A 25791-nucleotide genomic window follows, 5' to 3' on the forward strand; every position below is an offset into this window, starting at 1 on the left:
GATTTCTTTTGCTTGCAGCGCAAGCGCGTCTTTTTGTCCTTAAACTTCGCCTCTTCACGAATTCCTTTGTCCCTTTATTGGCGCACAGCCCGACAAGCCCATGAAATTTCGCTTCCCCATCGTCATCATCGACGAAGACTACCGCTCCGAAAATACTTCGGGTCTGGGCATTCGCGCTTTGGCAGACGCCATCGTCAGCGAGGGACTGGAGGTCTTGGGTGTGACCAGTTATGGTGACTTGTCGCAATTCGCTCAACAGCAAAGCCGTGCGAGTGCTTTCATTTTGTCGATCGACGATGAAGAGTTCTCACCCGGTCCGGATCTGGATCCAGCCGTCATCAACTTGCGCGCTTTCATTGACGAAGTGCGGCGCAAAAATGCCGACGTGCCGATTTACATTTACGGCGAAACCAAAACTTCGCGCCACCTGCCCAACGACATCCTGCGCGAGTTGCACGGCTTCATCCACATGTTTGAAGACACGCCCGAGTTCGTGGCGCGTCACATCATCCGCGAAGCCAAAAGCTACTTGGAGGGGGTGCAACCGCCGTTCTTCAAGGCGCTGCTCGATTACGCCGAAGACGGCTCTTATTCTTGGCATTGCCCGGGCCACTCGGGTGGCGTGGCTTTCCTCAAGAGCCCGGTGGGCCAGATGTACCACCAGTTTTATGGCGAGAACATGTTGCGCGCCGACGTGTGCAACGCGGTGGAGGAGTTGGGCCAGCTGCTGGATCACAACGGCGCCATTGGCGAGAGCGAGCGCAATGCCGCGCGCATCTTCAATGCCGACCACTGTTTCTTTGTGACCAACGGCACCAGCACTTCCAACAAGATCGTTTGGCACCACACCGTGGCCCCGGGCGATGTCGTGGTGGTGGACCGCAATTGCCACAAGTCCATCTTGCACGCCATCATCATGACCGGCGCGGTGCCCGTGTTCATGAAGCCCACACGCAACCATTTCGGCATCATCGGCCCCATCCCCAAAAGCGAGTTCGAGCCTGCGGCCATCATGGCCAAGATCAAGGCCAACCCTTTGCTCAAAGGCGTGGACCCGAAAAAGGTCAAGCCACGCGTGATGGCACTCACCCAGTCGACCTACGACGGCGTGCTCTACAACACCGAAACCATCAAGAGCATGCTCGATGGTTATGTGGAAAACCTGCACTTCGACGAGGCCTGGTTGCCGCACGCCGCTTTTCACCCGTTTTATGGTCCCTACCATGCTATGGGCAAAAAACGTGCACGACCCAAAGAGTCGATGGTCTACGCCACGCAGTCCATCCACAAATTGCTGGCTGGTATCAGTCAGGCCAGCCATGTGCTGGTGCAGGACGCGCAAAGCGTCAAACTCGACAGGCCACTCTTCAACGAGGCCTACCTGATGCACACCTCGACTTCGCCGCAGTACAGCATCATTGCCAGCTGCGACGTGGCCGCCGCCATGATGGAGCCGCCCGGCGGCACCGCCTTGGTGGAAGAGAGCATTGCCGAAGCCTTGGATTTCCGTCGCGCCATGCGCAAGATCGACGGGGAGTATGGCAAAGACTGGTGGTTCAAGGTCTGGGGGCCGGAGAAGTTTGCCGAAGAGGGGATTGGCCGCGCCGACGACTGGATCTTGCGCAACGACCCGCGCAAAAAAGCCAGTAAGTGGCATGGCTTTGGTCAGCAGTTGGCCGATGGCTTCAACATGCTGGACCCGATCAAGTCGACCATCGTCACGCCGGGTTTGGACCTGGATGGCAAGTTCGACAAGACCGGTATTCCCGCGTCCATCGTCAGCAAATTTCTGACCGAGCACGGTGTGGTGGTGGAGAAAACGGGTCTGTACAGCTTTTTCATCATGTTCACCATCGGCATCACCAAGGGCCGCTGGAACAGTTTGCTCACGGCTTTGCAGCAATTCAAAGACGAGTACGCCAAGAACCAGCCGATGTGGAAAATCATGCCGGAGTTCTGCCAGAAGCACCCCCGCTACGAACGCATGGGTTTGCGCGATCTGTGCCAGCATGTGCACGAGATGTACGCCAAGTACGACATCGCCATTTTGACGACAGACATGTATTTGTCGGACTTGGCACCGGCCATGCGTCCGTCCGATGCCTACGCCCACATTGCCCAACGCAAAACCGAGCGCGTCGAAATCGACCACCTGGAAGGCCGCATCACCGTGGGTCTGGTCACGCCTTACCCACCCGGCATTCCCTTGTTGATTCCCGGCGAAGTTTTCAACAAGAAGATCGTGGATTACCTCAAGTTCGCCCGTGAGTTCAATGAGAAGTGCCCTGGCTTTGAGACAGACATCCACGGCTTGGTGGAGACCGTGGACGACGAAGGCAAGAAACGTTATTTTGCGGATTGCGTGAAGGCGTAACCGTGAGTGGCATGTGAGTTGGGCCCCTGTGCGTAGGCTCAGAGGCGCTTCGCTTTGCCACATCGCCTCCGCACAGGGCCCCAACTCACCCGCGGGGAGACATGAAAAAAGCGGCCTGGGCCGTTTTTTCATGTCGGGATGGGACCCCTCAAGCGGCCGGAGTAGGCTCCGCAATGCCGCCGACCACTTGGCTGAAACCACCATCCACATAGGTGATTTCGGCGGTCACACCCGCAGCCAAATCGCTCAACATGAAGGCCGCCACGTTGCCGACGTCCTCGATGGTCACATTGCGGCGAATGGGTGAGGCTTCGGCCACCACCGACAAAATCTTGCCAAAGCCCTTGATGCCGCTGGCGGCCAATGTTTTGATGGGGCCCGCCGAGATGCCGTTGGCCCGCAGGCCCCGGTTTTGGCTGCCGAGCGACTCGGCCAGGTAGCGCACCGACGCTTCCAAGCTCGCTTTGGCCAGACCCATGGTGTTGTAGTTGGGCACGGTGCGGATCGCGCCCAAATAGGTCAGGGTCAGCACGGCCGATTTGTCGTTCAGGTAGGGCAGGGCGGCTTTGGCCATGGCGGGAAAGCTGTAGGCGCTGATGTCGTGGGCGATTTTGAAGCCTTCGCGGGACAAGCCGTCCAGAAAGTCGCCCGCAATGGCTTCTCGTGGCGCATAACCAATGGCGTGCACAAAACCGTCGAACTTGGGCCAGGTGGCCGACAGATCGGTGAACAGTTTTTCAATCTGCTCGTCACTGCCCACATCGCAATCAAAAATCAGTTTGGAGTCAAAGTCGGCAGCGAATTCGGTGATGCGGTCCTTGAAGCGCTCACCCACGTAGCTGAACGCCAGCTCGGCGCCTTGTGCGTGACAGGCCTTGGCAATGCCATAGGCGATCGAGCGGTTGGACAGCACGCCGGTGATCAGCAGCTTTTTTCCCGAGAGAAATCCTGTTTTTGTTGTCATGTCTTCAACTCCTCAAAAATGTGTGCAGAATTGTCGCATGCGAAGACCCCTGGCCCGAATCTGGACACACTGCTTGCTGGCCCTTGGGCTTTGCACCACGGGTCATGCGTGGGCTGCACATGCCTATGCGCAGTTTGGCGACATCCGCTACCCCGCAGGTTTTGCCCATTTCGCCTACGTCAATCCTGCCGCCCCCAAGGGGGGCGAGATCGTGTTGGTGCCCCCCACTCGGCAAACCAACTTCGACAAGTACAACCCCTTCACACTCAAAGGCAGTGCACCGCCTGCCCTGTTGAACATGATGTTCGACACCTTGCTGGTGAGCAATATGGACGAGCCGACCACGGCCTATGGTTTGCTGGCCTCCGACATCCAGGTCGCCGCCGACCGCATGTCGGTGGTCTTTCAGATTCACCCGCAAGCCCGGTTCCACAACGGTGACCCGGTGTTGGCGGCCGACGTTCACCATGCCTTTGTGCGCCTCACCAGCAAGCAGGCTGCGCCCCAGTACCGCACCTATTTTGGCGAGGTCAAAAGTGCGACGGTGCTGGCTGAACGCGCTGTTCGGTTTGATTTTTTACGTCCCAACAGTGAGCTGCCCTTGATCGTGGGCGCGATGCCCGTTTTCAGTCGCAAGTGGGGTTTGCAGGGCGATGCGCACAAAGCCTTTGACCAAATGGTCATGGACATGCCCATCGCCTCGGGTCCCTACCGCATCGGCCCGGTGCAGTTTGGCAAAGACATCACCTATGTGCGGGACCCGGCCTATTGGGCCCGAGATCTGAATGTGCGCAAGGGGCAGTTCAACTTTGACCGCATCACCTACAAAATTTACAAGGACAGCACCGCCCAACTCGAAGCGTTCAAGGCCGGCGAGTTCGATTACATGCAGTCCTTTGTGGCCCGTGAATGGGCCCGTGCTTTCACGGGCCGGGCGTTTGACCGTGGGGCATTGATCAAGGCCGAGTTGCCGCATGGCAATGCGGGCGACTTCCAGGGTTTTCAATTCAATTTGCGCCGAGAGCACTTCAAAGATGTGCGGGTGCGCCAAGCGATCGCCTTGGCCATGGATTTTGAATGGCTCAACCGCCAGTTGTTCTACAACGCTTACAGCCGGGTGCGTGGTTTTTTTGTGGCCAGCGATTTCGAGGCCAAGGGTTTGCCAGGCCCTGACGAGTTGCGGTTGCTGGAGCCCTTGCGAGCGCAACTTCCGCCCGCCGTGTTTGAGCAAGCCGTGCCCCAGCCGCCGCAAACTGCGCTCGACCCCGCATCGGGCCATACCCTGCGCGACCATTTGCGCCAAGCCCGGGACTTGCTTGAAGCTGCAGGCTGGCGCTACCGCGATGGCGCCTTGCGCAATGCCAAGGGGCAGCCCTTGAGCATCGAATTTTTGGACAGTTCTGGCTCCATGGGGCGGGTGGTCACGCCCTTTGCCAAGAACCTGGAAAAATTGGGCATTCAGGTCCGCTACAAAGTGATCGACTTTGCACTGCTGCAAAAGCGCATGGACGTCTTTGACTTTGACATCGTGAGCAACCGCACCGTGGGCAGCGAGGCGCCAGGCACGGAGCTGATCGAGCGCTTTGGCTCCAAATCGGCTGACGTGGAGGGGTCTGGCAACATTCTGGGCCTCAAAGACCCTGCCGTGGACGCATTGCTCGACAAGGCTGTGAGCGCCACCACCCGTGCTGAACTCGTCCCGCGCCTGCGGGCACTTGACCGCGTGTTGCGTCATGGCCACCATGTGGTGCCGCATTGGTACGGCGCGGTGCACCGGGTGTCGTGGCGTGCTGCCGCCTTCGACAGACCGCCTGAACTGCCCAGGTTTTACCAGCCTGAGAAACTCGTGACTTCGGTGTGGTGGTCGCCTACTGCAACACCACCCAAAGTGGCCTCATCAGCCCTGCAGAAAGCGCCCTGACCCATGTTGGCCTACATCTTCAAACGCTTGCTGTTGATGGTCCCGACCTTGTTCGGGGTTTTGTTGATGACCTTTGTGGTGATCCAGTTTGTACCCGGTGGCCCGGTGGAGCAAATGGTGGCGCAATTGCAGGGGCGAGACACCGGCGGGGAGGGCGCTGCGGCAGCGGGCAGCGGCTACCGCGGCCGACAAGGCGTGGATGCCGCCCGCATTGCCGAAATCAAAACACTCTACGGCTTTGACAAGCCACCCGTCGAGCGGTTTTGGATGATGCTCCAACAGTTTGCCCAATTCGATCTGGGTCAAAGCTTTTTTTATCCCAAGGATGTCTGGAGCCTGATTCAGGAAAAACTGCCTGTGTCCATCAGTTTGGGCTTGTGGACGTTTTTTCTGAGTTACTTGATCTCGGTGCCTTTGGGCATTGCCAAGGCGGTGCGTGCCGGCACGCGTTTTGACACCCTGACCAGCTTGCTGGTGTTGGTGGGTTATGCCATTCCGGGCTTTGTCTTGGGCGTGGCATTGCTGGTGGTCTTTGGCGGGCAACTGCAATGGTTTCCTTTGCGCGGCCTGACCTCGTCCAATTGGGATCAACTCAGTTGGGGGGCTCAAGTGGTGGACTATTTATGGCACATCGCCTTGCCGGTCACAGCCAGTGTGCTGGGCTCTTTTGCGGTGATCACCATGCTGACCAAAAATGCCTTTTTGGAAGAAATACGCAAGCAGTACGTGCTGACCGCACGTGCCAAAGGCCTGAGCGAAAACCGCGTGTTGTACCGCCATGTCATGCGCAACGCCTTGATTCCCCTGGTCACTGGTTTTCCTGCGGCGTTCATCGGTGCTTTTTTCACTGGTTCTTTGCTGATCGAAACCTTGTTTTCGCTCGATGGTCTGGGCTTGCTCAGCTATGAGGCTGTGATTCGGCGGGACTACCCCGTGGTGTTGGGCACTTTGTATTTGTTCACGCTGATCGGGTTGGTGACCAAGCTCATCAGCGATCTTTGCTATCTGTGGGTAGACCCTCGCGTGAAGTTTGATGCATGAACACACACCTGCAGGTCTCACACGACATGTCCAACGTTTCTCAAACAGCTGCGCCGATGTCACCAGCGCAGCTCTCTCCCTCGGCGCGGGCTTGGCAGCGCTTTCGTCGCAACCGCTTGGGCTTTGGGAGCCTGATCGTTTTTGTCACGCTGTTTTTGCTGAGTTTGGGCGCTGAATTTTTGTCCAATGACAAGCCTTTGCTCGTGCGGTTTGATGGGCATTGGTATTTCCCCGTTGTGCAAACCCTGCCAGAGAAAGTGTTTGGTGGCGATTTTGAAACGCCCGCCGATTACCTGGACCCGTTCATACAGCAGCAACTGAATAAAAATGGCAACTGGGCTTTGCAAGCGCCCAACCCCTACCACCACAGCACGCTCGATTATTTTGCGCCCCTGCCCAACCCGGCACCACCGACAAGCCGCAACTGGCTGGGCACCGATGACCGGGGGCGCGATGTCTTGGCGCGTTTGATTTATGGCTTTCGTGTCTCGGTCTTGTTTGCCATGGCGCTGACGCTGTTTGGTGTGTTGCTGGGCGTCCTGACAGGGGCTGTGCAAGGCTTTTTCGTGGGCAAGACCGACCTGGTGTTTCAGCGCTTCATTGAAATCTGGAGTGCCATGCCGGAGTTGTATTTGCTCATCATTTTTTCAGCGGTGTTTGAACCCAGTGTCGGTCTGTTGTTGGTACTTCTGAGTTTGTTTGGCTGGATGGGTTTGTCGGACTATGTGCGGGCCGAATTTTTGCGCAACCGCCAACTCGATTACGTCAAGTCGGCCCGTGCGCTGGGTTTGGGACACTGGGCCATCATCTGGCGACATGTTTTGCCCAACAGCATGACCCCGGTCGTCACTTTTTTACCTTTCCGAATGAGTGGCGCCATCCTGGCACTGACTTCGCTTGATTTTCTGGGTTTGGGTGTTCCACCGGGCACGCCTTCACTGGGCGAGTTGTTGGCGCAAGGCAAAAACAACATCGATGCTTGGTGGATCTCTTTGTCCACTTTCGCTGTGCTGGTGGTGACCTTGCTGCTGCTGACCTTCATGGGGGACGCGCTGCGCGATGCGTTAGATCCTCGAAAGGCCCAAGCATGAGCACCCCCCAACCCCTGTTGGCCTTGAAAGACCTGCGCATCGCTTTCGGCGCTCAGGCCGTCGTGCACGGTCTCAATTTGTCCATCCAAGCGGGCGAGCGGGTGGCCTTGGTGGGCGAGTCTGGCTCGGGTAAATCGGTCACCGCTTTGTCGGTGTTGCGTTTGCTGGAATCTGCGCAGTTGACGGGTCAGGTGCTTTGGCGGGGTGAAGATCTGCTGCTGCGCTCAGCCAACGCGATGCAAAGCATCCGTGGCGACGAGATCGCGATGATCTTCCAAGAGCCGATGACGGCGCTCAACCCGCTGATGACGGTGGGCCAGCAAATCTCAGAAGTTTTACAGCTCAAAAAGTTGTTGACCCACCGCGAAGCCGATGTCCGTGCCGTGCAATGGCTGGCCGATACCGGCATCGACGATCCAGAGCGGCGTTTCTCGGCCTATCCCCACCAGTTGTCTGGCGGACAACGCCAACGCGCCATGATGGCCATGGCGCTGGCCTCTGAGCCCCAACTGTTGCTGGCCGATGAGCCGACGACGGCGCTGGATGCCAGTTTGCGATTGCAGATGCTCCAGCTGCTGGCCGAGCTGCAACAAAAAACCGGCATGGCTGTCCTCTTGATCACCCACGATTTGTCTTTGGTGCGTCATTTCGCGGACCGTGTGGCGGTCATGGAAAAGGGGCAATTGGTTGAGCAGGGGACCTTGTCGGAGGTGTTCACCCGTCCGCAACACCCGTACACCCAAAAGTTGCTGGACAGTCGACCCAGCCGGGAGGGTTTGGCAGACGCCAGTCTGGATGTGCCTCAGGCTTTGCCTTTGCTGGAGGCCCAAAACCTTCAGGTGCGCTATCCCATGGCCACAGCTGGATTTCGTCATTGGTTCCGGAAAAGTGAATTCACCGCCTTGCAGGGCGCAGACTTCAGCATCAGACCGGGCACAACCTTGGGGGTGATGGGCGAGTCCGGTTCCGGTAAATCCAGTTTGGCGCAAGCGGTGCTTGGCTTGATTCCCTTTGCGGGGACTTTGTCCTTTGGCGGCGAAACATGGCGCCATGCACCCGCCCAAGACAAAGCCTTGCGCCAAAAGGTCCAAGTGGTGTTCCAGGACCCGTATGGCAGTTTGTCGCCTCGCATGACGGTCGGGGAAATCGTCTCGGAAGGTTTGCGCTGGCATGCCCCCCAGCTGTCCGAGCCACAAATTCAGGCCAAGGTGTACAGCACCTTGGCCGAGGTGGGTTTGTCTGTGGCGGAGTTTCCTGATTTGCTCAACCGTTACCCCCATGCCTTTTCAGGCGGTCAAAGACAGCGCATCGCTTTGGCGCGCGCCTTGGTGATGGAACCCCTTTTGCTTGTTTTGGATGAGCCGACCAGTGCTTTGGATGTCACTGTGCAAAAGCAAATCCTGCAATTGCTGCAGACCTTGCAAACCCAACGCGGGATGGCCTACTTGTTGATCACCCATGACATCGATGTGTTGAAGGCCATGTCACATCAGGTCTTGGTGTTGAAGGCCGGGCAGGTGGTGGAGGCGGGAGATGCCCTTCAGGTCTTGAGCGATCCGGCCCACGCCTACACCCGCCGTTTGCTCGAAGCCTTTACCTGATGGGCTGCATCCACCCTCCGTTCGCTCTGTGTTTTCCTTCAAAATCACGCACTTAGCACGTTTTTGAGCTAGAATATTGGCTTCACGACCAAACGGGCGGGTTTTCACCGCCCGTTTTTTTTGGGTCTTTCTTTTTTAACGTTGAAATTTCGAAGCTCTGTGGCATTGCAGCAAATTGTTCAAGAAACCGTGACCGGCCTGGGCTATGACCTGGTCGAAATTGACCGCACAGCGGGCGGTTTGTTGCGCATCACCATCGATTTTCCCTGGCAAGCAGGCACTGAGCTGTTCATCAATGTGGAAGACTGCGAAAAAGTCAATCGGCAACTTCAGTTTGCCCTTGAAGTCGATGGCGTCACTTACAACCGGCTGGAGGTGTCCTCTCCCGGCATCGACCGCCCATTGCGCCATGAACAAGATTTTGAACGCTTTGCCGGTGAATTGATCGACATCACCCTCAAGGCGCCCATGGGTGAGAACGCTGTGGGTTTGGTCAGTGCCAGCCGCAAAAAATTCCGGGGCGCGCTGGAGCGAACAGCGGACAACACGGGTTGGCAAATCGTCTGGAGCGATGAGCCCGTCGGCAAACCCGGTCAAAGAATCAGTAAAAAACGGATCCCGGCGCCTTTGAACGCGTTGGGCTTCACATTGGACGAATTGCGCGAGGCCCGATTGGCCCCCGTGGTGGATTTCAAAGGGCGCAAGCCAAAGGTTGAAGCCTGACCGGGTGTCGGGTTTCGAGCATTTATATCGGGTCTGAATCACGGACCCAGTGGAACAGGAGAGTCATTCATGAATCGCGAAATGTTGATGTTGGTTGAAGCCATCTCACGTGAAAAGAACGTTGAGCGCGACGTGGTGTTTGGTGCTGTGGAGGCCGCACTGGCCCAAGCCACCAAAAAGTTGTATTCGGGCGAAGTGGACATCCGCGTCTCTGTCGACCGCGACCACGGCAATTACGAAACTTTCCGCCGCTGGCATGTGGTTCCCGATGAGGCGGGTCTGCAGTTGCCCGAGCAGGAAATCTTGTTGTTCGAAGCCAAAGAGCAAATTCCGGACATTGAGGTCGACGAGTACATCGAAGAGCCGATCGAGTCTTTGCCGATTGGCCGCATTGGTGCCATGGCCGCCAAACAGGTCATCTTGCAAAAAATCCGCGATGCAGAGCGCGAAATGCTGCTCAACGACTTCATGTCGCGTGGCGAGAAGATTTTTGTCGGTACCGTCAAACGCATGGACAAGGGCGACATCATCTGTGAGTCTGGCCGCATCGAAGGCCGCCTGCGTCGCAGCGAGATGATCCCCAAGGAAAACCTGCGCAGCGGTGACCGTGTTCGCGCCATGATCATGGAAGTGGACTTGACCTTGCGTGGCGCCCCGATCTTGTTGTCGCGTTCGGCGCCGGAGTTCATGATCGAGCTCTTCCGTCAGGAAGTGCCCGAGATCGAGCAAGGTCTGCTTGAAATCAAAACCTGCGCCCGTGATCCTGGATCGCGCGCCAAGATCGCTGTGTTGTCCCACGACAAACGTGTGGACCCCATTGGCACCTGTGTCGGTGTGCGCGGCACCCGTGTGAATGCCGTCACCAACGAGTTGGCGGGCGAGCGCGTCGACATCGTGTTGTGGAGTGAAGACCCCGCCCAGTTCGTGATCGGTGCCTTGGCGCCTGCCAATGTGCAGTCCATCGTGGTGGACGAAGAGAAGCACGCCATGGACGTGGTGGTGGACGAAGAGAACCTCGCGATCGCGATTGGCCGTGGTGGTCAAAACGTGCGTTTGGCTTCTGACCTCACGGGTTGGAAAATCAACATCATGGACGCTGCCGAATCGGCCCAAAAGCAGGCCGAAGAAACCACAGGCATCCGCCAGTTGTTCATGGAAAAGCTCGATGTGGACCAAGAAATTGCAGACATCCTGATCGGCGAAGGTTTCACAAGCCTCGAAGAAGTGGCCTATGTGCCGATCCAGGAAATGCTGGAAATCGAGAGCTTCGACGAAGACACCATCAACGAGTTGCGCACGCGCGCCAAAGACGCGCTCTTGACCCTCGAAATTGCACGCGAAGAAAGCGTTGAAGACGTGTCGCAAGACCTCCGTGACCTGCCAGGCCTCACGCCTGAGCTGATTTCCAAGCTGGTTGAAGCGGGCATCCACACCCGTGACGATTTGGCTGACTTGGCCACCGACGAACTGACTGACATCACTGCTCAGACTGCTGAAGAGGCGACCGCCCTGATCATGAAAGCCCGCGAACATTGGTTCGCAGGCCAGGCCTGAAGCTATGGAGGCTTGAACACAATATGTCCAGTACCACTGTTGCCGAGTTCGCCAATGAACTCAAAAAATCTGCCGATGTTTTGCTCGATCAATTGCGATCGGCTGGCGTCGTCAAAAGCGCTGTCAGCGACACGCTGACCGACGCTGACAAGCAAAAATTGCTCAGTTATTTGCAAGCCAGTCACGGCACCGTGACCGCTGATCGCAAAAAAATCACCCTGGTCAAAAAGTCCACCAGCGAGATCAAACAAGCCGATGCATCGGGCAAGGCCCGCACCATCCAGGTGGAAGTGCGCAAAAAACGCACCTTGATCAAACGCGATGACGAGCCTGTGCAAGAAGCGCCCGCTTTAGAACCACAAGAGCCCGTGATCGACCACGCCGACTTGGCCCGCCGCGAAGAAGAGGCCCGCCGACAAGCCGAATTGATCCGACGTCAAGAAGAAGAGTTGGCTGAAAAGCGCCGTCTGCGTGAAGCGCAAGAAGCCCAACAGCGCAGCGAATTGCAGGCCCAAGAAGCCCAGGCTCGCGCTGAGGTTCAATCGCTTGCCGACGCTGCGGCTGTGGCGGCGGGTCAAGCTGTGCCTGCCAAGCCGACCTTGAGCCGCGACGAGCGTCAAGAGCTGGCCCGCGCCGAAGCGGCCAGCATCAATGCCGCCTCTCAGGTCAAGTCTGCACCTGCAGCGCCAACGATTTCCGCTGAAACTGTGGCGGCTGCCAAGGCCATTGAAGCGGCCGAAGCGGCTGTGGCCAAAGCCAAAACCGATCAAGAAGCGCGCGAAGCTGTGGCCTTGAAGGCGGCTGCCGATTCGAAGGCCAAAGCCGACGAAGACACGGCGCGTGCCGCTGATTTGGATTCACGCCGCCGCAAGGCATTGGCCGAAGCCGAAGCCATCCGCTCCATGATGAATGCCCCTAAAAAGGTGTTGGTTGCCAAGAAAGAAGAGCCCAAGGTTGAGGCCAAAGCGGCGGTCAAAGGCACTTTGCACAAACCCGCAGGCACGCCTGCGCCCGGTGCACGTGCCGCTGCCGCTCAAAATGCCGCACCTGCTGCGCCCGGTGGCAACAAAGAAGTCAAATCTGCCAAGCTGTCTTCCAGCTGGGCAGGGGATCCGGCCAAGAAGAAAGCCATTCCAACCCGTGGTGACACCAGCGGTGGTGTGGGCCGCAACAACTGGCGCACAGGCCCCCGTGGTCGCCGTGGCAATGAGCGCGACCGTGACGAAGGTCACAGCCAGCAAGCGCCCGCGGAAGTGCGCGTCTTGGAAGTGCACGTTCCCGAAACCATCACCGTGGCCGAGTTGGCGCACAAGATGGCGATCAAGGCTTCGGAGGTCATCAAGCACCTGATGAAGCTGGGCCAAATGGCCACGATGAACCAACCTTTGGACCAAGACACCGCCATGATCGTGGTGGAAGAAATGGGTCACAAAGCGGTGATTGCTGCCCTGGATGACCCAGAAGCTTTCACTGACGACGAAGTGTTGGATCAACATGCAGAAGCCTTGCCGCGCGCCCCTGTGGTGACCGTCATGGGTCACGTTGACCACGGTAAAACCTCGCTGCTCGATTACATCCGCCGAGCCAAAGTGGCTTCGGGTGAAGCCGGCGGCATCACGCAGCACATTGGCGCTTACCACGTCGAAACGCCTCGCGGCATGATCTCTTTCCTGGACACGCCCGGTCACGAGGCTTTCACGGCCATGCGTGCCCGTGGTGCCCAAGCCACCGACATCGTCATCTTGGTGGTGGCGGGTGACGACGGCGTCATGCCCCAGACCAAAGAAGCCATCAAACACGCCAAAGCGGCGGGTGTGCCGATCGTGGTTGCCATCAACAAGATGGACAAGCCCGACGCCAACATTGAGCGCGTGCGCAGTGAATTGATCGCCGAAGAAGTCGTGCCCGAAGAGTTCGGTGGCGATGCCCCCTTCGTGTCCGTCTCCGCCAAAACAGGCATGGGCATCGACGACCTGCTGGAGCAAGTGCTCTTGCAAGCCGAGGTGTTGGAACTCAAAGCGCCGGTGCAAGCCGCTGCCAAGGGTCTGGTCATCGAAGCCCGTTTGGACAAAGGCCGCGGTCCTGTGGCCACTATCCTGGTGCAATCGGGTACGTTGAACACGGGCGATGTGGTGCTGGCGGGTCAGACATTTGGCCGCGTGCGCGCCATGTTGGATGAAAACGGCGCCGCCATCAAGTCTGCAGGACCATCGATCCCGGTGGAAATTCAAGGCTTGACCGAAGTGCCACAAGCTGGCGACGAATTCATGGTCATGGGCGATGAACGCCGTGCCCGCGAAATCGCCACTTACCGTGCCGGCAAGTTCCGCAACACCAAACTGGCCAAGCAACAAGCGGCCAAGCTCGAGAACATGTTCACCGACATGTCGGCGGGCGAGGTCAAGATGCTGCCCATCATCATCAAGGCCGATGTGCAAGGCTCGCAAGAAGCCTTGGGCGCCTCCTTGCTCAAGTTGTCCAACGAAGAGGTCAAAGTCCAGTTGGTCTACTCCGGCGTGGGCGGTATCAGTGAATCGGACATCAACTTGGCGATCGCTTCCAAAGCCATCGTGATCGGATTCAACGTGCGTGCCGATGCCGGTGCGCGCAAATTGGCCGAAGGCAATGGCGTTGACTTGCATTACTACAACATCATTTATGACGCTGTGGACGAACTCAAGGCGGCGATGTCGGGCATGTTGGCCCCAGAGCAACGCGAAGAAATCATGGGTATGGCCGAAATTCGGACCGTTTTCGTGGCTTCCAAGATCGGTACGGTGGCCGGTTGTATGGTCACCTCCGGTCAGGTCACCCGCAGTGCCAAGTTCCGTTTGTTGCGCGACAACGTGGTCATCTACACCGGTGAGCTCGACTCGCTCAAACGCCTCAAGGACGACGTGCGCGAAGTCAAAGAAGGCTTCGAGTGCGGTATCAAACTCAAAAATTACAACGACATCAAAGAAGGCGATTACCTCGAATTCTTCGACGTCAAGGAAATTGCGAGAACGCTGTAAATGGCGCGCAAAAAGCAGTCCTCTGTGCCCAACCGCGGTTTCCGCGTGGCCGACCAGATCCAGCGGGATCTGGCCGAGTTGATTGCGCGCGAGTTGAAGGATCCGCGTGTGGGCATGGTCACGATCAATGCGATCGAGGTCACGCCTGACTACGCGCACGCCAAGGTCTATTTCAGTGTTTTGACGGGTAACCCCGATGAGGCCACAGAGGGCTTGAACGCCGCAGCGGGGTTTCTGCGCAATGGTTTGTTCAAGCGTTTGCACATCCACACCGTGCCGACTTTGCACTTCTTGTTTGACCGCACCACCGAGCGTGCTTCCGACATGAATGCACTGATCGCCAAGGCCGTGTCGTCTCGCGCCCAGGAGGACTGAGCATGAACGCGCCACGCACCAGGGTGCAGCGGCGCCCTGTGCACGGGGTGCTTTTGCTCGACAAACCGCTGGGACTCTCCAGCAACCAAGCTTTGCAAAAAGCCAAATGGTTGTTGCGGGCTGAAAAAGCAGGCCACACGGGCACGCTGGACCCTTTGGCCACGGGGGTTTTGCCCCTGTGCTTCGGAGCTGCCACCAAATTCAGCCAGCAGCATCTGGATGCCGACAAGACTTACGAAACCACGGTTCGTTTGGGTTTGAAAACCAGCACGGCTGATGCCGAAGGCGAAGTGATCGCTGTCCGAGAAGTGTCATGTACAGCGGGTAGGGTGGTGGAAGTGCTCGATCGGTTCATGGGGCCCATCAGCCAAGTGCCGCCCATGTACAGCGCCCTGAAGAAGGACGGTAAGGCCTTGTACGAATATGCCCGAGAGGGCGAAACCGTTGAGCGCGAAGCGCGCAACGTGGTGATCCATGATCTGGAGCTGCTGGACATGCAACTGCAGGGCGATGCGCCTTTTTTGCGTTTGCGTGTGCGTTGCAGCAAAGGCACATACATCCGAACCTTGGGCGAAGACATCGCTGAAGCTTTGGGTTGTGGCGGCCACTTGAGCGCCTTGCGCCGCGTGGTGACAGGCCCTTTTGCCGAAGCCGCCTGTGTGTCATTGGTGCAACTGGAAGCCATGGACGAGTGCGACCGATTGGCTGCATTGCAGGCTGTGGATGTCTTGTTGCCGGGTTACACCGAGGTGCAGCTGGACAAAGACAGTGCAGATCGATTTTTGAATGGGGTGCGCAGACGCGGCCCTTGGGGTGATTGTGATCAAGTAGCCGTGTATGGAGAACATCCTCGTGCCTTGCTGGGAACAGCGGTTGTGCATGGCGGCGAATTGATTCCGGGTCGATTGTTGAGCCCGATGGAAATTCAACAGATTTTAGAAAGTTCACCTGCCACCGCGCCGTTGCTGGCCGAGCAGGTTTAAAGGAAGAGAAAGCATGACCAAGCAAATTCGCAACATCGCCATCATCGCCCACGTTGACCATGGCAAAACCACCATGGTGGACCAACTGCTTCGCCAGTCGGGCACCTTCGCTGACCACGAGAAAATCGTGGACACCGTGATGGACAACAACGCCATCGAACGCGAGCGTGGCATCACCATTTTGGCCAAGAACTGCGCCGTGAGCTGGGAAGGCACCCACATCAACATCGTCGACACCCCCGGTCACGCGGACTTCGGCGGTGAAGTGGAACGCGCCTTGTCCATGGTGGACGGTGTGGTTTTGCTGATCGATGCGCAAGAAGGCCCCATGCCTCAAACCCGTTTCGTGACCAAGAAAGCCCTGGCTTTGGGCCTCAAGCCCATCGTGGTGGTCAACAAGGTCGACAAGCCCGGTGCCAACCCCGACAAAGTGGTGAACGCTGCTTTTGATTTGTTCGACAAACTCGGCGCGAACGACGAGCAACTCGACTTCCCCGTGGTCTACGCCTCCGGCATCAACGGCTGGACATCTCTGGATGAAGGCGCGCCTGGCGAGCAGTGGGGTCCTGACATGTCGGCCCTGTTCAACACCGTGCTCAAGCACGTCAAGCCCAATGCGGGTGACCCAGCAGCCCCTTTGCAGCTGCAAATTTCCGCGCTCGACTTTTCCACTTTTGTGGGCCGCATCGGCGTGGGCCGCATCAGCCAAGGCACGGTCAAGCCCAACATGGACGTGGTCGTCATGGAAGGCGCCGACGGCTCAAGCATCAAGGGGCGCGTCAACCAAGTGCTGACCTTCCAAGGTCTGGACCGTGTGCAAGTGACCGAAGCCGGTCCTGGCGACATCGTGTTGATCAACGGCATTGCCGACCTGAACATTGGCGTGACGGTCACCGACCCTGCCAACCCGATGCCATTGCCGATGCTCAAGGTGGACGAGCCCACACTGACCATGAACTTCTGCGTGAACACCTCGCCTTTGGCAGGCCGTGAAGGCAAGTTCGTGACCAGCCGCCAGATTTGGGACCGTCTGCAAAAAGAACTGCAACACAACGTGGCGCTGCGCGTCAAAGAAACCGATGAAGACGGTATTTTTGAAGTCGCTGGCCGCGGTGAATTGCACTTGACCATCTTGTTGGAAAACATGCGCCGCGAAGGCTATGAATTGGCGGTGTCCAAGCCACGTGTGCTTTACCGTGACATCGATGGCGAGCGCCATGAGCCGATCGAATTGGTGACAGCCGATATCGAAGAAACCCACCAAGGTGGTGTGATGCAAGCCCTGGGCGAGCGCAAGGGCGAGTTGGTCAATATGGAACCCGATGGCCGTGGTCGCGTCCGTTTGGAATACCGCATCCCAGCCCGTGGCCTGATCGGTTTCACCAACGAATTTCTGAACTTGACCCGTGGTTCCGGTCTGATCTCCAACATTTTTGACGGCTACGAGCCGCACAAGGGCGAAATCGGTGGCCGCAAGAACGGTGTGCTGATTTCCATGGACGATGGCGAAATTTTCACCTACGCCTTGGGCAAGTTGGACGACCGTGGCCGCATGTTTGTCAAGGCGAACGATCCGGTGTACGAAGGCATGATTGTCGGTATCCACAGCCGTGACAACGACTTGGTGGTGAACGCCACCCGCACCAAGCAGCTGACCAACTTCCGTGTGTCCGGCAAGGAAGACGCGATCAAGATCACGCCCCCGATCGACTTGACGCTGGAATACGGTGTCGAGTTCATCGAAGACGACGAGTTGGTCGAAATCACGCCCAAGAGCGTGCGTCTGCGCAAGCGCTTCCTGAAGGAAAGCGACCGCAAGCGCAACAAGTGATCGGCTGACGATCATGCGTTTCACCCACGGCCTGGCCGTTTGGACCATGGTGGGCTGCACCGCCCTGTGGTCCATGGCTGGGGTGGTGACGCGGCACCTGGAGCAAGCCCGCAGCTTTGAAGTGACCTTCTGGCGCAGCTTCTTCACGGTGCTGTCATTGGTGGTCATCTTGCCCTTGTGGCAAGGCCGCGGTGTTTGGTCACGGTTGCCCTGGCGGAGCCCCTATTTTTGGTACTCCGGCGTTTGCTGGAGTGTCATGTTCACGGCCTTCATGGTGGCGCTCACCTTGACGGCGGTGGCCAATGTCTTGATCACCATGGCGGTGGGCCCTTTGCTCACGGCGCTGATCACGCGGATTTTTTTGGGCCACCGATTGCCGGCCCGAACTTGGCTGTCCATTGTGCTGGCGGGCATTGGCATTGGCTGGATGTATGGTTCTCAGCTGAGCTTGGGTGATCCGAATTTCCTGATGGGCTCTTTGGTGGCCCTGTGTGTGCCCATCGCGGCCTCCGTGCAATGGACCTTGGTGCAAAAAAGTCAAAGCGAAGGCCAAAATTTGGATTTGGTGCCCTCGGTCATGCTTGGCGCCTTGATCTCCACCTTGTTGACTTGGCCTTTGTCTTTCCCGTTTCAGGCTTCGGCGCATGATGTGGGTCTGCTCGGCCTGTTGGGTTTGTTCCAACTGGCCATTCCCTGCGCTTTGTCGGTGGTGTGTGCCCGGGTCCTCCAGGCACCCGAGGTGTCCTTGCTGGCCTTGCTCGAAATTGTCTTTGGCATTGCTTTGGCGTGGTGGGGTGCGAATGAAGCGCCTCAGCTGAGTGTGCTTTTCGGGGGAGGCCTTGTCTTGGGGGCCTTGCTTCTCAATGAATGGTTAGGCTGGAGGCAAAACAATGTCTGATGTCGTTGCGCAAGTTGAAGGCCGTATCGGCTGCATCACACTGAACCGCCCCAAGGCGCTGAACGCCTTGTCGCTCGACATGGTGAGGTCCCTGACCCAAGCCCTGCTGGCATGGCAGAGCGATCCGCAAGTGTTGGCCGTGGCCATCCGCGGGACGGGCAAAGAGGGCCCCTTTGGCGCTTTTTGCGCGGGCGGTGATATCCGATTTTTTCACCAAGCCGCCCATGCGGGTGACGCCAGTTTGGGGGACTTTTTCACCGAAGAGTACCGCCTCAATCACCTGATCCACACCTACAGCAAGCCCTACATTGCCTTCATGGATGGCATCGTGATGGGCGGCGGCATGGGCATCAGCCAGGGTGCCAGCGTTCGCGTGGTGACCGAGCGCACCAAGATGGCCATGCCCGAAACCCACATCGGCCTGTTCCCGGATGTGGGCGGTGGCTATTTCCTCAGCCGTTGTCCGGGGCGTCTGGGTGAGTACCTGGCCTTGACAGGGCAGATGCTGAGCGGGGCACAGGCCGTGGCCGCCAAGTTGGCCGACATCGCATTGCCCAGCGGCATGATGGAGCCCATCTGGCAAACCTTGGTCAGCAGCCCCTTTGAGAACGCCGAATCGGTGGAGCGCTGGGTCTTGGCCCAAGCCGGTGCCCTGACCCCAGAAAAGCTCAGCCCTCAGCCGCAAATTGACGAAGTGTTTGGTTTGCCTGCGGTGGCCGACATCTTGAGCCGCTTGGAGTCGGCGTCTGATGAGTGGAGCCAGAAAACGGCCCACGCTTTGCGCCAGCGCTCCCCATTGATGCTGCATGTGTCGTTGGAACAAATTCGCCGCGCCCGCCAAATGAGCCTGGCCGACGACCTTCGGATGGAGCGGGACATGGTGCACCACTGTTTCCATCTGCGCTCGGTGGCGGACAGTGAAACGGTGGAAGGCATCCGGGCCTTGGCGGTCGACAAAGACCACACCCCGCAGTGGAGACCAGCCCGGGTGGAAGAGGTGGATGGGTCAGAAGCGGCACGCTTCTTTGCCAGCCCGTGGCCCTCTGAGCACCACCCCCTGCGCGATTTAACGTAGGAGCGAACCCCCGCTCGCGAATGCCTGATCTGCCGCTGTGCGAGCAGATTCGGCCGCAGGGGCGGCCTCCCAAAAATACCAAGCGCTTGCTCCTACAGAAATTCAGCGGTGTCGGCTCTTCATGGCGCGTTCCACTTCGCGCTTGCCTTCGCGGTCCTTGATGGTGTCGCGTTTGTCGTGCTCGGCCTTGCCTTTGGCCAGCGCAATGTCGCATTTGACCTTGCCTGATTTCCAGTGCAAATTGATCGGCACCAGGGTGTAACCCTTTTGCTCGATCTTGCCGATCAAGCGCTTGATCTCTTCTTTGTTCAGCAGCAGTTTGCGCGTTCGTGCGGCTTCGGGGTTGATGTGGGTGGACGCGGTTTTGAGGGGGTTGATCAGGCAACCGATGATGAACAACTCGCCGTTGCGGATCACCACATAACCATCGGTCAGTTGCACCTTGCCTTCGCGAATCGCTTTGACTTCCCAGCCTTCCAGCACCATGCCCGCCTCGTAGCGCTCTTCAAAAAAATAGTCGAAGGACGCTTTTTTGTTCTCGGCGATCTTGGCAAAAACGGGAGCAGCAGGAGACTTTTTGGTGGTGGCCATGAGGAGCAAATAAGGGCTGCACTGCCGTTCGCAAGGGCGTGCTTTTTGGCGGTCAGCCAACAGTCGGATCGGAAAACTACAATCGGTGCATTGTATGAAGAATATCCACAAGTCCGTTCTCATCTGGTACACACCAGAGGAAATGTTTCGCCTCGTGACCGACGTGGCGCGTTACCCTGAATTTTTGCCTTGGTGTGACCGTGCCAGCGTGCTTGAAAACGATGCGCAAGGCATGGTCGCCGAGGTCGGCATCAGCTTGGGCGGCATTGAGCAAACCTTCACCACCCGCAACACCCATGAAGAGGGGCGCTCGGTCAGGATGAGCCTGGTCAAAGGCCCTTTTTCTAACCTGAGCGGCATGTGGCGCTTCACGCCCGTGGGCGACGGGACGCAGCGTGCGTGCAAAGTGGAGCTGGATCTGCAATACGGCTTTTCCAGCAAAACCTTGGCGGCGCTGGTGGGCCCTGTCTTTGACAAGATCGCGGCCAGCTTGGTCGATGCTTTTGTGAAACGTGCCGAAGCGGTCTATGGCTGAGCAACTGATGGGTGTCACACTCTGCTGGAGCCTGTCGGCCCGGCATGTCCATGAGATGCGTTTGCAAGTGCCCGTCGGCAGTACCGTTCAAGATGTGCTGGAGCAGGGCATCGCTTTGTGTTTGCAAAATCAGACTTCCAGCGACGGCGTCTCTTTGTCATCCCTGCAGTTTCAACAACCCGGCATTTGGGGTAAAAAAGTGCCTTGGTCACAGCGGGTGAACGTTGACGATCGGATTGAGCTGTGCCGCCCTCTCAAGGTGGATCCCAAGGTCGCCCGCCGACAGCGCTTCAAAGGCCAAGGCAAAGGGCGTACCGGTCTTTTTGCCAAGCGCAAGGCCGGCTCTGCGGCCGGTTATTGAGCCAGCCAAGATGCAAGCACTTTTGGATGCCATCGCCCAGATGGACAAGGCCGCTGACGCGCATCGGGTCTTCCACGGCCGCGGCGGCATGTACCCCGGCTGTGAGCATTGGACCTTGGACTGGTTTGCACCCGTGTGGGTGTTGACCAGCTTCAAAGCCGTGCGCGAGGACGAGCTGGCCCAATGTCACCAGGCACTGGCCCAGCGCTGGGAAACCCTGGCCCCCGGCGAGCCGCTCAATTGGGTGTTCCAGTGCCGTGCCCAAGGCCAAGCGCAAACCCGTCTCATGGCTGGCTGCGTGCCCGAGCCGCATGTGGTGACCGAGCAAGGTGCGCGCTACTTGGTTCATGTGATGCGGGGTCAGAACCATGGCTTGTTTTTGGACATGGCCAAGGGCCGTGAATGGCTCCGGCGCCATGCCAAGCACGAAAACATCCTCAACCTGTTTGCCTACACCTGCGCATTTTCTGTGGTGGCCTTGCAGGGTGAGGCGGCGCAGGTGGTCAATCTGGACATGAGCCAAGGCGCCTTGGCTGTGGGCCAGCAAAACCACCGCCTCAACAAGCTGCCCACCAAAGCCCGTTTTTTGGGCCACGACATCTTCAAGACCTGGGGCAAGATCAGCAAAATGGGGCCGTATGGCGTGATCGTGATCGACCCGCCCAGTTACCAAAAGGGCAGCTTCATCGCCACCAAGGACTACATCAAGCTGATCCGCCGCGTTCCCGACCTCTTGGAGCCTCAGGGCCACGTCTTGCTCTGCCTGAATGCGCCCGAGTTGGACACGGCTTTTTTGCACGCCCAGGTGGCCGAAGCAGCCCCTGGCCTTCGGTTTGTGGAGCGGCTGGCCAACCCTCCAGCGTTTGCCGACAGGGACCCGGAAAAGTCGCTCAAGGTGCTGCATTACCAAAACGCCTGAGCCAGCGGGGGAGGGCCGGCCTTGGCTGGCCCTGTTGGGGGCCAAAAATCAGGGAAACCCCTTGTTCTACACGGGTACAATCCATTTTTTGGAGCCTCAGCTTATGCGCCTACTCGGTAAAGCCCTGACTTTTGACGACGTTCTCCTCGTCCCCGCGTACTCCCAGGTCCTGCCCAAGGACACGTCCCTTGCCACGCAATTCACCCGCAACATCCGCCTGAACTTGCCCCTGGTGTCTGCCGCCATGGACACCGTGACCGAAGCGCGCTTGGCCATCGCCATCGCCCAAGAAGGCGGCATTGGCATCGTCCACAAAAACCTCACAGCCCAAGAGCAAGCCGCCCAGGTGGCCAAGGTCAAGCGTTATGAATCGGGCGTGCTGCGCGACCCGGTCGTCATCACCCCCGACACCACCGTGCGCCAGGTCATGGCCCTGAGCGATGAATTGGGCGTGTCGGGCTTTCCGGTCTGCGATGGCGGCAAGGTGGTCGGCATTGTGACCGGACGCGACCTGCGTTTTGAAACCCGCTACGACCAAAAAGTCAGTGAAATCATGACGCCACGCGAGCGCCTGGTCACCGTGCCCGAAGGCACCACGCCCGAGCAAGCCAAGCATTTGCTCAACAAACACAAACTCGAACGCCTGCTGGTCGTGAATGACGCCTTTGAGCTCAAGGGCCTGATCACCGTCAAAGACATCACCAAGCAGCTCAATTTCCCCAATGCCGCGCGTGACACCGCTGGCAAACTGCGCGTGGGCGCTGCCGTGGGTGTGGGCGAGGGCACGGAAGAGCGTGTGGAGGCCTTGTCGCGCGCAGGCGTTGACGCCATCGTGGTCGACACCGCCCACGGCCACAGCAAAGGCGTGCTCGACCGTGTGCGCTGGGTCAAGCAAAACTACCCGCACATCGAAGTCATTGGCGGCAACATCGCCACAGGCGCTGCGGCTTTGGCTTTGGTTGACGCCGGCGCTGACGGCGTCAAAGTGGGCATTGGCCCAGGTTCCATTTGCACCACCCGCATCGTGGCGGGCGTGGGCGTGCCGCAAATCATGGCGGTGGACTCGGTGGCCACGGCCCTCCAAGGCACGGGCGTGCCCCTCATCGCCGACGGCGGTATCCGTTACAGCGGCGACATCGCCAAAGCCATTGCCGCTGGTGCGGGCACCGTCATGATGGGCGGCATGTTCGCGGGCACCGAAGAAGCCCCCGGAGAAATCGTGTTGTTCCAGGGCCGCAGCTACAAGAGCTACCGCGGCATGGGCTCCATTGGTGCCATGCAGCAGGGCAGCGCAGACCGCTACTTCCAAGAGTCCAGCACCGGCAACCCCAACGCCGACAAACTGGTGCCCGAAGGCATTGAAGGCCGCGTGCCTTACAAAGGCTCGGTGGTGTCCATCATTTACCAGATGGCCGGCGGCTTGCGGGCCAGCATGGGCTACTGCGGTTGCGCGACGATCGAGGCCATGCACAACGAATCCCAGTTTGTGGAAATCACCGCAGCGGGCATCCGCGAAAGCCATGTGCACGACGTGCAGATCACCAAGGAAGCCCCGAACTACCGGGCTGAGTAAAATCGCGCCTTGACCTCCAAGGCGTCTGCAACCCAGACGCCTTTTCATTTCTTTAATACGGCGCCTGCCATGCAGCACTCCAAAATCCTGATCCTCGACTTCGGATCGCAAGTCACCCAGCTCATCGCCCGTCGCGTGCGCGAAGCGCATGTGTTTTGCGAGGTGCACCCCTGCGACGTGAGCAGCGACTGGGTGCGCGAGTACGCCAAGGACGGCAACCTCAAAGGTGTGATCCTCTCGGGCAGCCACGCCAGCGTCTACGAAGTCGACGACCGCGCACCGGATGCCGTGTTTGAGTTGGGCATCCCCGTGCTGGGCATTTGCTACGGCATGCAAACCATGGCGCAGCAGTTGGGCGGCAAAGTGGAGGCGGGCACGACACGCGAATTTGGTTACGCCGAAGTCCGCGCCCACGGCCACACCGAACTGCTCCAAGGCATCGAAGACTTCGCCACGCCAGAAGGCCACGGCATGCTCAAGGTTTGGATGAGCCATGGCGACAAAGTCACCGCCATGCCGCCCGGCTTCAAGGTCATGGCCTCCACCCCGGCTTGTCCGATCGCCGGCATGGCCGATGAGTCCCGCCACTTCTATGCGGTGCAGTTCCACCCCGAAGTCACGCACACCGTGCAGGGCCAGGCGCTGCTCAACCGTTTTGTGCTCGACATTTGCAAGGCCCGCCAAGACTGGATCATGGGCGACTACATCGAAGAAGCCGTGGCCAAAATCCGCGAACAAGTGGGTGACGAAGAGGTCATTCTGGGCCTGTCGGGCGGTGTCGATTCGTCGGTGGCCGCCGCCTTGATCCACCGCGCCATTGGCGACCAGCTGACCTGTGTGTTTGTGGACCACGGCTTGCTGCGCCTGAATGAAGGCGACATGGTCATGGAAATGTTCGTGGGCAAGTTGCACGCCAAAGTGATCCGCGTCGATGCGAGCGACTTGTTCCTCGGCAAGTTGGCGGGGGTGAGCGAGCCCGAAGCCAAGCGCAAGATCATTGGTGGCTTGTTTGTGGACGTGTTCAAAGAGCAAGCCGCCCAATTGAAAGCTGCCGACGGCGGCAAAGAGGGCCATGAGGGCCGACCAGCCGTCAAAGGCGCGACCTTCCTCGCCCAAGGCACCATCTACCCCGATGTGATCGAGTCCGGTGGCGCCAAGAGCAAGAAAGCGGTGACCATCAAGAGCCACCACAACGTGGGCGGCTTGCCCGAGCAACTGGGCCTGAAACTCTTAGAGCCTTTGCGCGAGCTGTTCAAAGACGAAGTGCGCGAACTCGGCGTGGCGCTGGGCCTGCCGCGTGAAATGGTCTACCGCCACCCCTTCCCAGGCCCAGGCTTGGGTGTGCGCATCTTGGGCGAAGTTAAAAAAGAATACGCCGACCTTTTGCGCCGTGCGGACGCGATTTTCATCGAAGAGCTGCGCAACTTCACCGATGAAACGGGCAAGTCCTGGTATGACCTGACCAGCCAGGCCTTCACCGTGTTCTTGCCCGTGAAAAGTGTGGGGGTGATGGGCGACGGCCGCACTTACGATTACGTGGTGGCCCTGCGCGCGGTGCAAACCAGCGACTTCATGACGGCGGATTGGGCCGAGCTGCCTTACGCGCTGCTCAAAAAGGTGTCAGGACGCATCATCAACGAAGTGCGCGGCATCAACCGGGTCACCTACGACGTGAGCTCCAAACCACCAGCGACCATCGAGTGGGAGTGATTGGTTGTTTGTAAGTTGTTGATTTATAAAGAAAAACAACTTACAAACTTGTTGCAGACTTTTGGGAAATGCGTTATAAATCAAGCATTTACAAATTTTACTGTGACAAATGTTGCGAACACGAATTACCGCTGTTGACAATGATGCTGATGTGCAAATCAAGCGTCTCAACAAGAATCAAAAACAAGTGCGAATGCACGATGTTCTTGAAATCTATGATGGCGAAGTCAGAATTTTTCGGACCACACACAGCGGTGATGTGTGGCAATTACGAATGTGGATCTCGCAAGAGAAGAAGTACATTCGCAAATCTCTCAAGACAAGAGACAAACTAATTGCAATTGAAATTGCAAAGGCTGAGTACATTCAGTACAAAGCAAGACTATTGAATGGTGAGAAATTATTCTCACTGACAGCGTCAGATTTGCGGAACAAGTATCTTGAGCATGTCACTGAATTGGTTGAAGGTGGTCAAATCAGTGCAGGTCGTCTGACGAACATAAAGACATACACAAAGCATTATCAAGATTTCGTTGGCAAAGAAGCGAAGATTCAGAACATTGCTGAAGACTTCTTTGATGGTTATCGTGCATTCAGACAAACCAAAGTTAAAGGTATCACGATGACTGTGGTTGTGAATGAGTCAATCACAATCAA

The 25791-nt window shown here is 58.0% G+C and carries 20 protein-coding genes and 1 pseudogene; 19 read left to right on the forward strand and 2 right to left on the reverse strand.

Annotation, left to right across the window (positions count from 1 at the left end):
- Positions 1 to 100: 100 nt before the first annotated feature.
- Positions 101 to 2374, forward strand: coding sequence for an arginine/lysine/ornithine decarboxylase (locus tag B9Z31_RS12005; protein ID WP_100119777.1), 2274 nt, complete (start codon positions 101 to 103; stop codon positions 2372 to 2374).
- A 148-nt stretch (positions 2375 to 2522) separates the two neighbouring features.
- Here B9Z31_RS12005 and fabI read toward each other — a convergent pair whose 3' ends face one another.
- Positions 2523 to 3338, reverse strand: coding sequence for an enoyl-ACP reductase FabI (gene fabI, locus B9Z31_RS12010; protein ID WP_100119778.1), 816 nt, complete (start codon positions 3336 to 3338; stop codon positions 2523 to 2525).
- Between the two features lie 37 nt (positions 3339 to 3375).
- Here fabI and B9Z31_RS12015 point away from each other — a divergent pair, with 37 nt between their 5' ends.
- From B9Z31_RS12015 to B9Z31_RS12070, 12 genes are all read left to right on the forward strand, one after another.
- A complete protein-coding gene (locus B9Z31_RS12015; RefSeq protein WP_100119779.1) occupies positions 3376 to 5259 on the forward strand; it encodes an extracellular solute-binding protein in 1884 nt (627 codons plus the stop codon).
- Positions 5260 to 5262: 3 nt separating this feature from the next.
- Positions 5263 to 6300 (forward strand): microcin C ABC transporter permease YejB, encoded by a 1038-nt coding sequence (locus tag B9Z31_RS12020; RefSeq protein WP_100119780.1) that lies wholly within the window; start codon positions 5263 to 5265, stop codon positions 6298 to 6300.
- A 56-nt stretch (positions 6301 to 6356) separates the two neighbouring features.
- The gene (locus B9Z31_RS12025) at positions 6357 to 7391 is read left to right on the forward strand and encodes an ABC transporter permease (protein ID WP_369804701.1); all 1035 of its coding nucleotides are present in this window, start codon (positions 6357 to 6359) and stop codon (positions 7389 to 7391) included.
- Positions 7388 to 8992, forward strand: coding sequence for an ABC transporter ATP-binding protein (locus B9Z31_RS12030; protein WP_100119781.1), 1605 nt, complete (start codon positions 7388 to 7390; stop codon positions 8990 to 8992). Before B9Z31_RS12025 ends, B9Z31_RS12030 begins: the two co-directional genes overlap by 4 nt.
- 159 nt (positions 8993 to 9151) lie before the next feature.
- Positions 9152 to 9715 carry a ribosome maturation factor RimP gene (rimP, locus tag B9Z31_RS12035; RefSeq protein ID WP_100119838.1) on the forward strand — a complete coding sequence of 188 codons (564 nt, stop codon included), beginning with the start codon at positions 9152 to 9154 and terminating at the stop codon, positions 9713 to 9715.
- A gap of 69 nt (positions 9716 to 9784) precedes the next feature.
- On the forward strand, positions 9785 to 11269 hold the full coding sequence (nusA, locus tag B9Z31_RS12040) for a transcription termination factor NusA (RefSeq protein ID WP_100119782.1): 1485 nt from the start codon (positions 9785 to 9787) through the stop codon (positions 11267 to 11269).
- A gap of 23 nt (positions 11270 to 11292) precedes the next feature.
- Positions 11293 to 14283 (forward strand): translation initiation factor IF-2, encoded by a 2991-nt coding sequence (gene infB, locus B9Z31_RS12045; RefSeq protein ID WP_100119783.1) that lies wholly within the window; start codon positions 11293 to 11295, stop codon positions 14281 to 14283.
- Positions 14284 to 14658: a 30S ribosome-binding factor RbfA gene (gene rbfA / locus B9Z31_RS12050; protein WP_100119784.1), complete on the forward strand. Its 375-nt coding sequence runs from the start codon at positions 14284 to 14286 to the stop codon at positions 14656 to 14658.
- A gap of 2 nt (positions 14659 to 14660) precedes the next feature.
- Positions 14661 to 15641 (forward strand): tRNA pseudouridine(55) synthase TruB, encoded by a 981-nt coding sequence (gene truB, locus B9Z31_RS12055; protein WP_100119785.1) that lies wholly within the window; start codon positions 14661 to 14663, stop codon positions 15639 to 15641.
- 13 nt (positions 15642 to 15654) lie between these two features.
- Entirely contained in the window at positions 15655 to 17472 is a 1818-nt protein-coding gene (gene typA, locus B9Z31_RS12060; protein WP_100119786.1) for a translational GTPase TypA, read from the forward strand.
- 13 nt (positions 17473 to 17485) lie between these two features.
- Positions 17486 to 18370: a DMT family transporter gene (locus tag B9Z31_RS12065; protein ID WP_100119787.1), complete on the forward strand. Its 885-nt coding sequence runs from the start codon at positions 17486 to 17488 to the stop codon at positions 18368 to 18370.
- Entirely contained in the window at positions 18363 to 19445 is a 1083-nt protein-coding gene (locus tag B9Z31_RS12070; protein ID WP_100119788.1) for an enoyl-CoA hydratase/isomerase family protein, read from the forward strand. Before B9Z31_RS12065 ends, B9Z31_RS12070 begins: the two co-directional genes overlap by 8 nt.
- 102 nt (positions 19446 to 19547) lie before the next feature.
- On the opposite strand, the gene smpB is transcribed toward B9Z31_RS12070, so the two are convergent.
- Positions 19548 to 20036 (reverse strand): SsrA-binding protein SmpB, encoded by a 489-nt coding sequence (smpB, locus tag B9Z31_RS12075; protein WP_100119839.1) that lies wholly within the window; start codon positions 20034 to 20036, stop codon positions 19548 to 19550.
- A 94-nt stretch (positions 20037 to 20130) separates the two neighbouring features.
- Here smpB and B9Z31_RS12080 point away from each other — a divergent pair, with 94 nt between their 5' ends.
- The 6 genes and pseudogenes from B9Z31_RS12080 to B9Z31_RS12105 all read left to right on the forward strand — a co-directional run.
- Complete coding sequence (locus B9Z31_RS12080) at positions 20131 to 20571, forward strand: type II toxin-antitoxin system RatA family toxin (protein WP_100119789.1); 441 nt, start codon at positions 20131 to 20133, stop codon at positions 20569 to 20571.
- Positions 20564 to 20932 (forward strand): RnfH family protein, encoded by a 369-nt coding sequence (locus B9Z31_RS12085; RefSeq protein ID WP_100119790.1) that lies wholly within the window; start codon positions 20564 to 20566, stop codon positions 20930 to 20932. The genes B9Z31_RS12080 and B9Z31_RS12085 overlap by 8 nt, the downstream gene beginning before the upstream one ends.
- A gap of 10 nt (positions 20933 to 20942) precedes the next feature.
- Positions 20943 to 21851, forward strand: a complete 909-nt coding sequence (locus tag B9Z31_RS12090) for a class I SAM-dependent methyltransferase (protein WP_100119791.1) — start codon at positions 20943 to 20945, stop codon at positions 21849 to 21851.
- Positions 21852 to 21954: 103 nt separating this feature from the next.
- Entirely contained in the window at positions 21955 to 23424 is a 1470-nt protein-coding gene (gene guaB / locus B9Z31_RS12095; protein ID WP_100119792.1) for an IMP dehydrogenase, read from the forward strand.
- A 69-nt stretch (positions 23425 to 23493) separates the two neighbouring features.
- Complete coding sequence (gene guaA, locus B9Z31_RS12100) at positions 23494 to 25134, forward strand: glutamine-hydrolyzing GMP synthase (protein ID WP_100119793.1); 1641 nt, start codon at positions 23494 to 23496, stop codon at positions 25132 to 25134.
- A 109-nt stretch (positions 25135 to 25243) separates the two neighbouring features.
- Positions 25244 to 25791: pseudogene (locus B9Z31_RS12105) on the forward strand (hypothetical protein); the annotation flags it as partial.

This window comes from Limnohabitans sp. G3-2 (genome assembly GCF_002778275.1).
In the GTDB taxonomy this organism is placed as follows: domain Bacteria; phylum Pseudomonadota; class Gammaproteobacteria; order Burkholderiales; family Burkholderiaceae_C; genus Limnohabitans_A.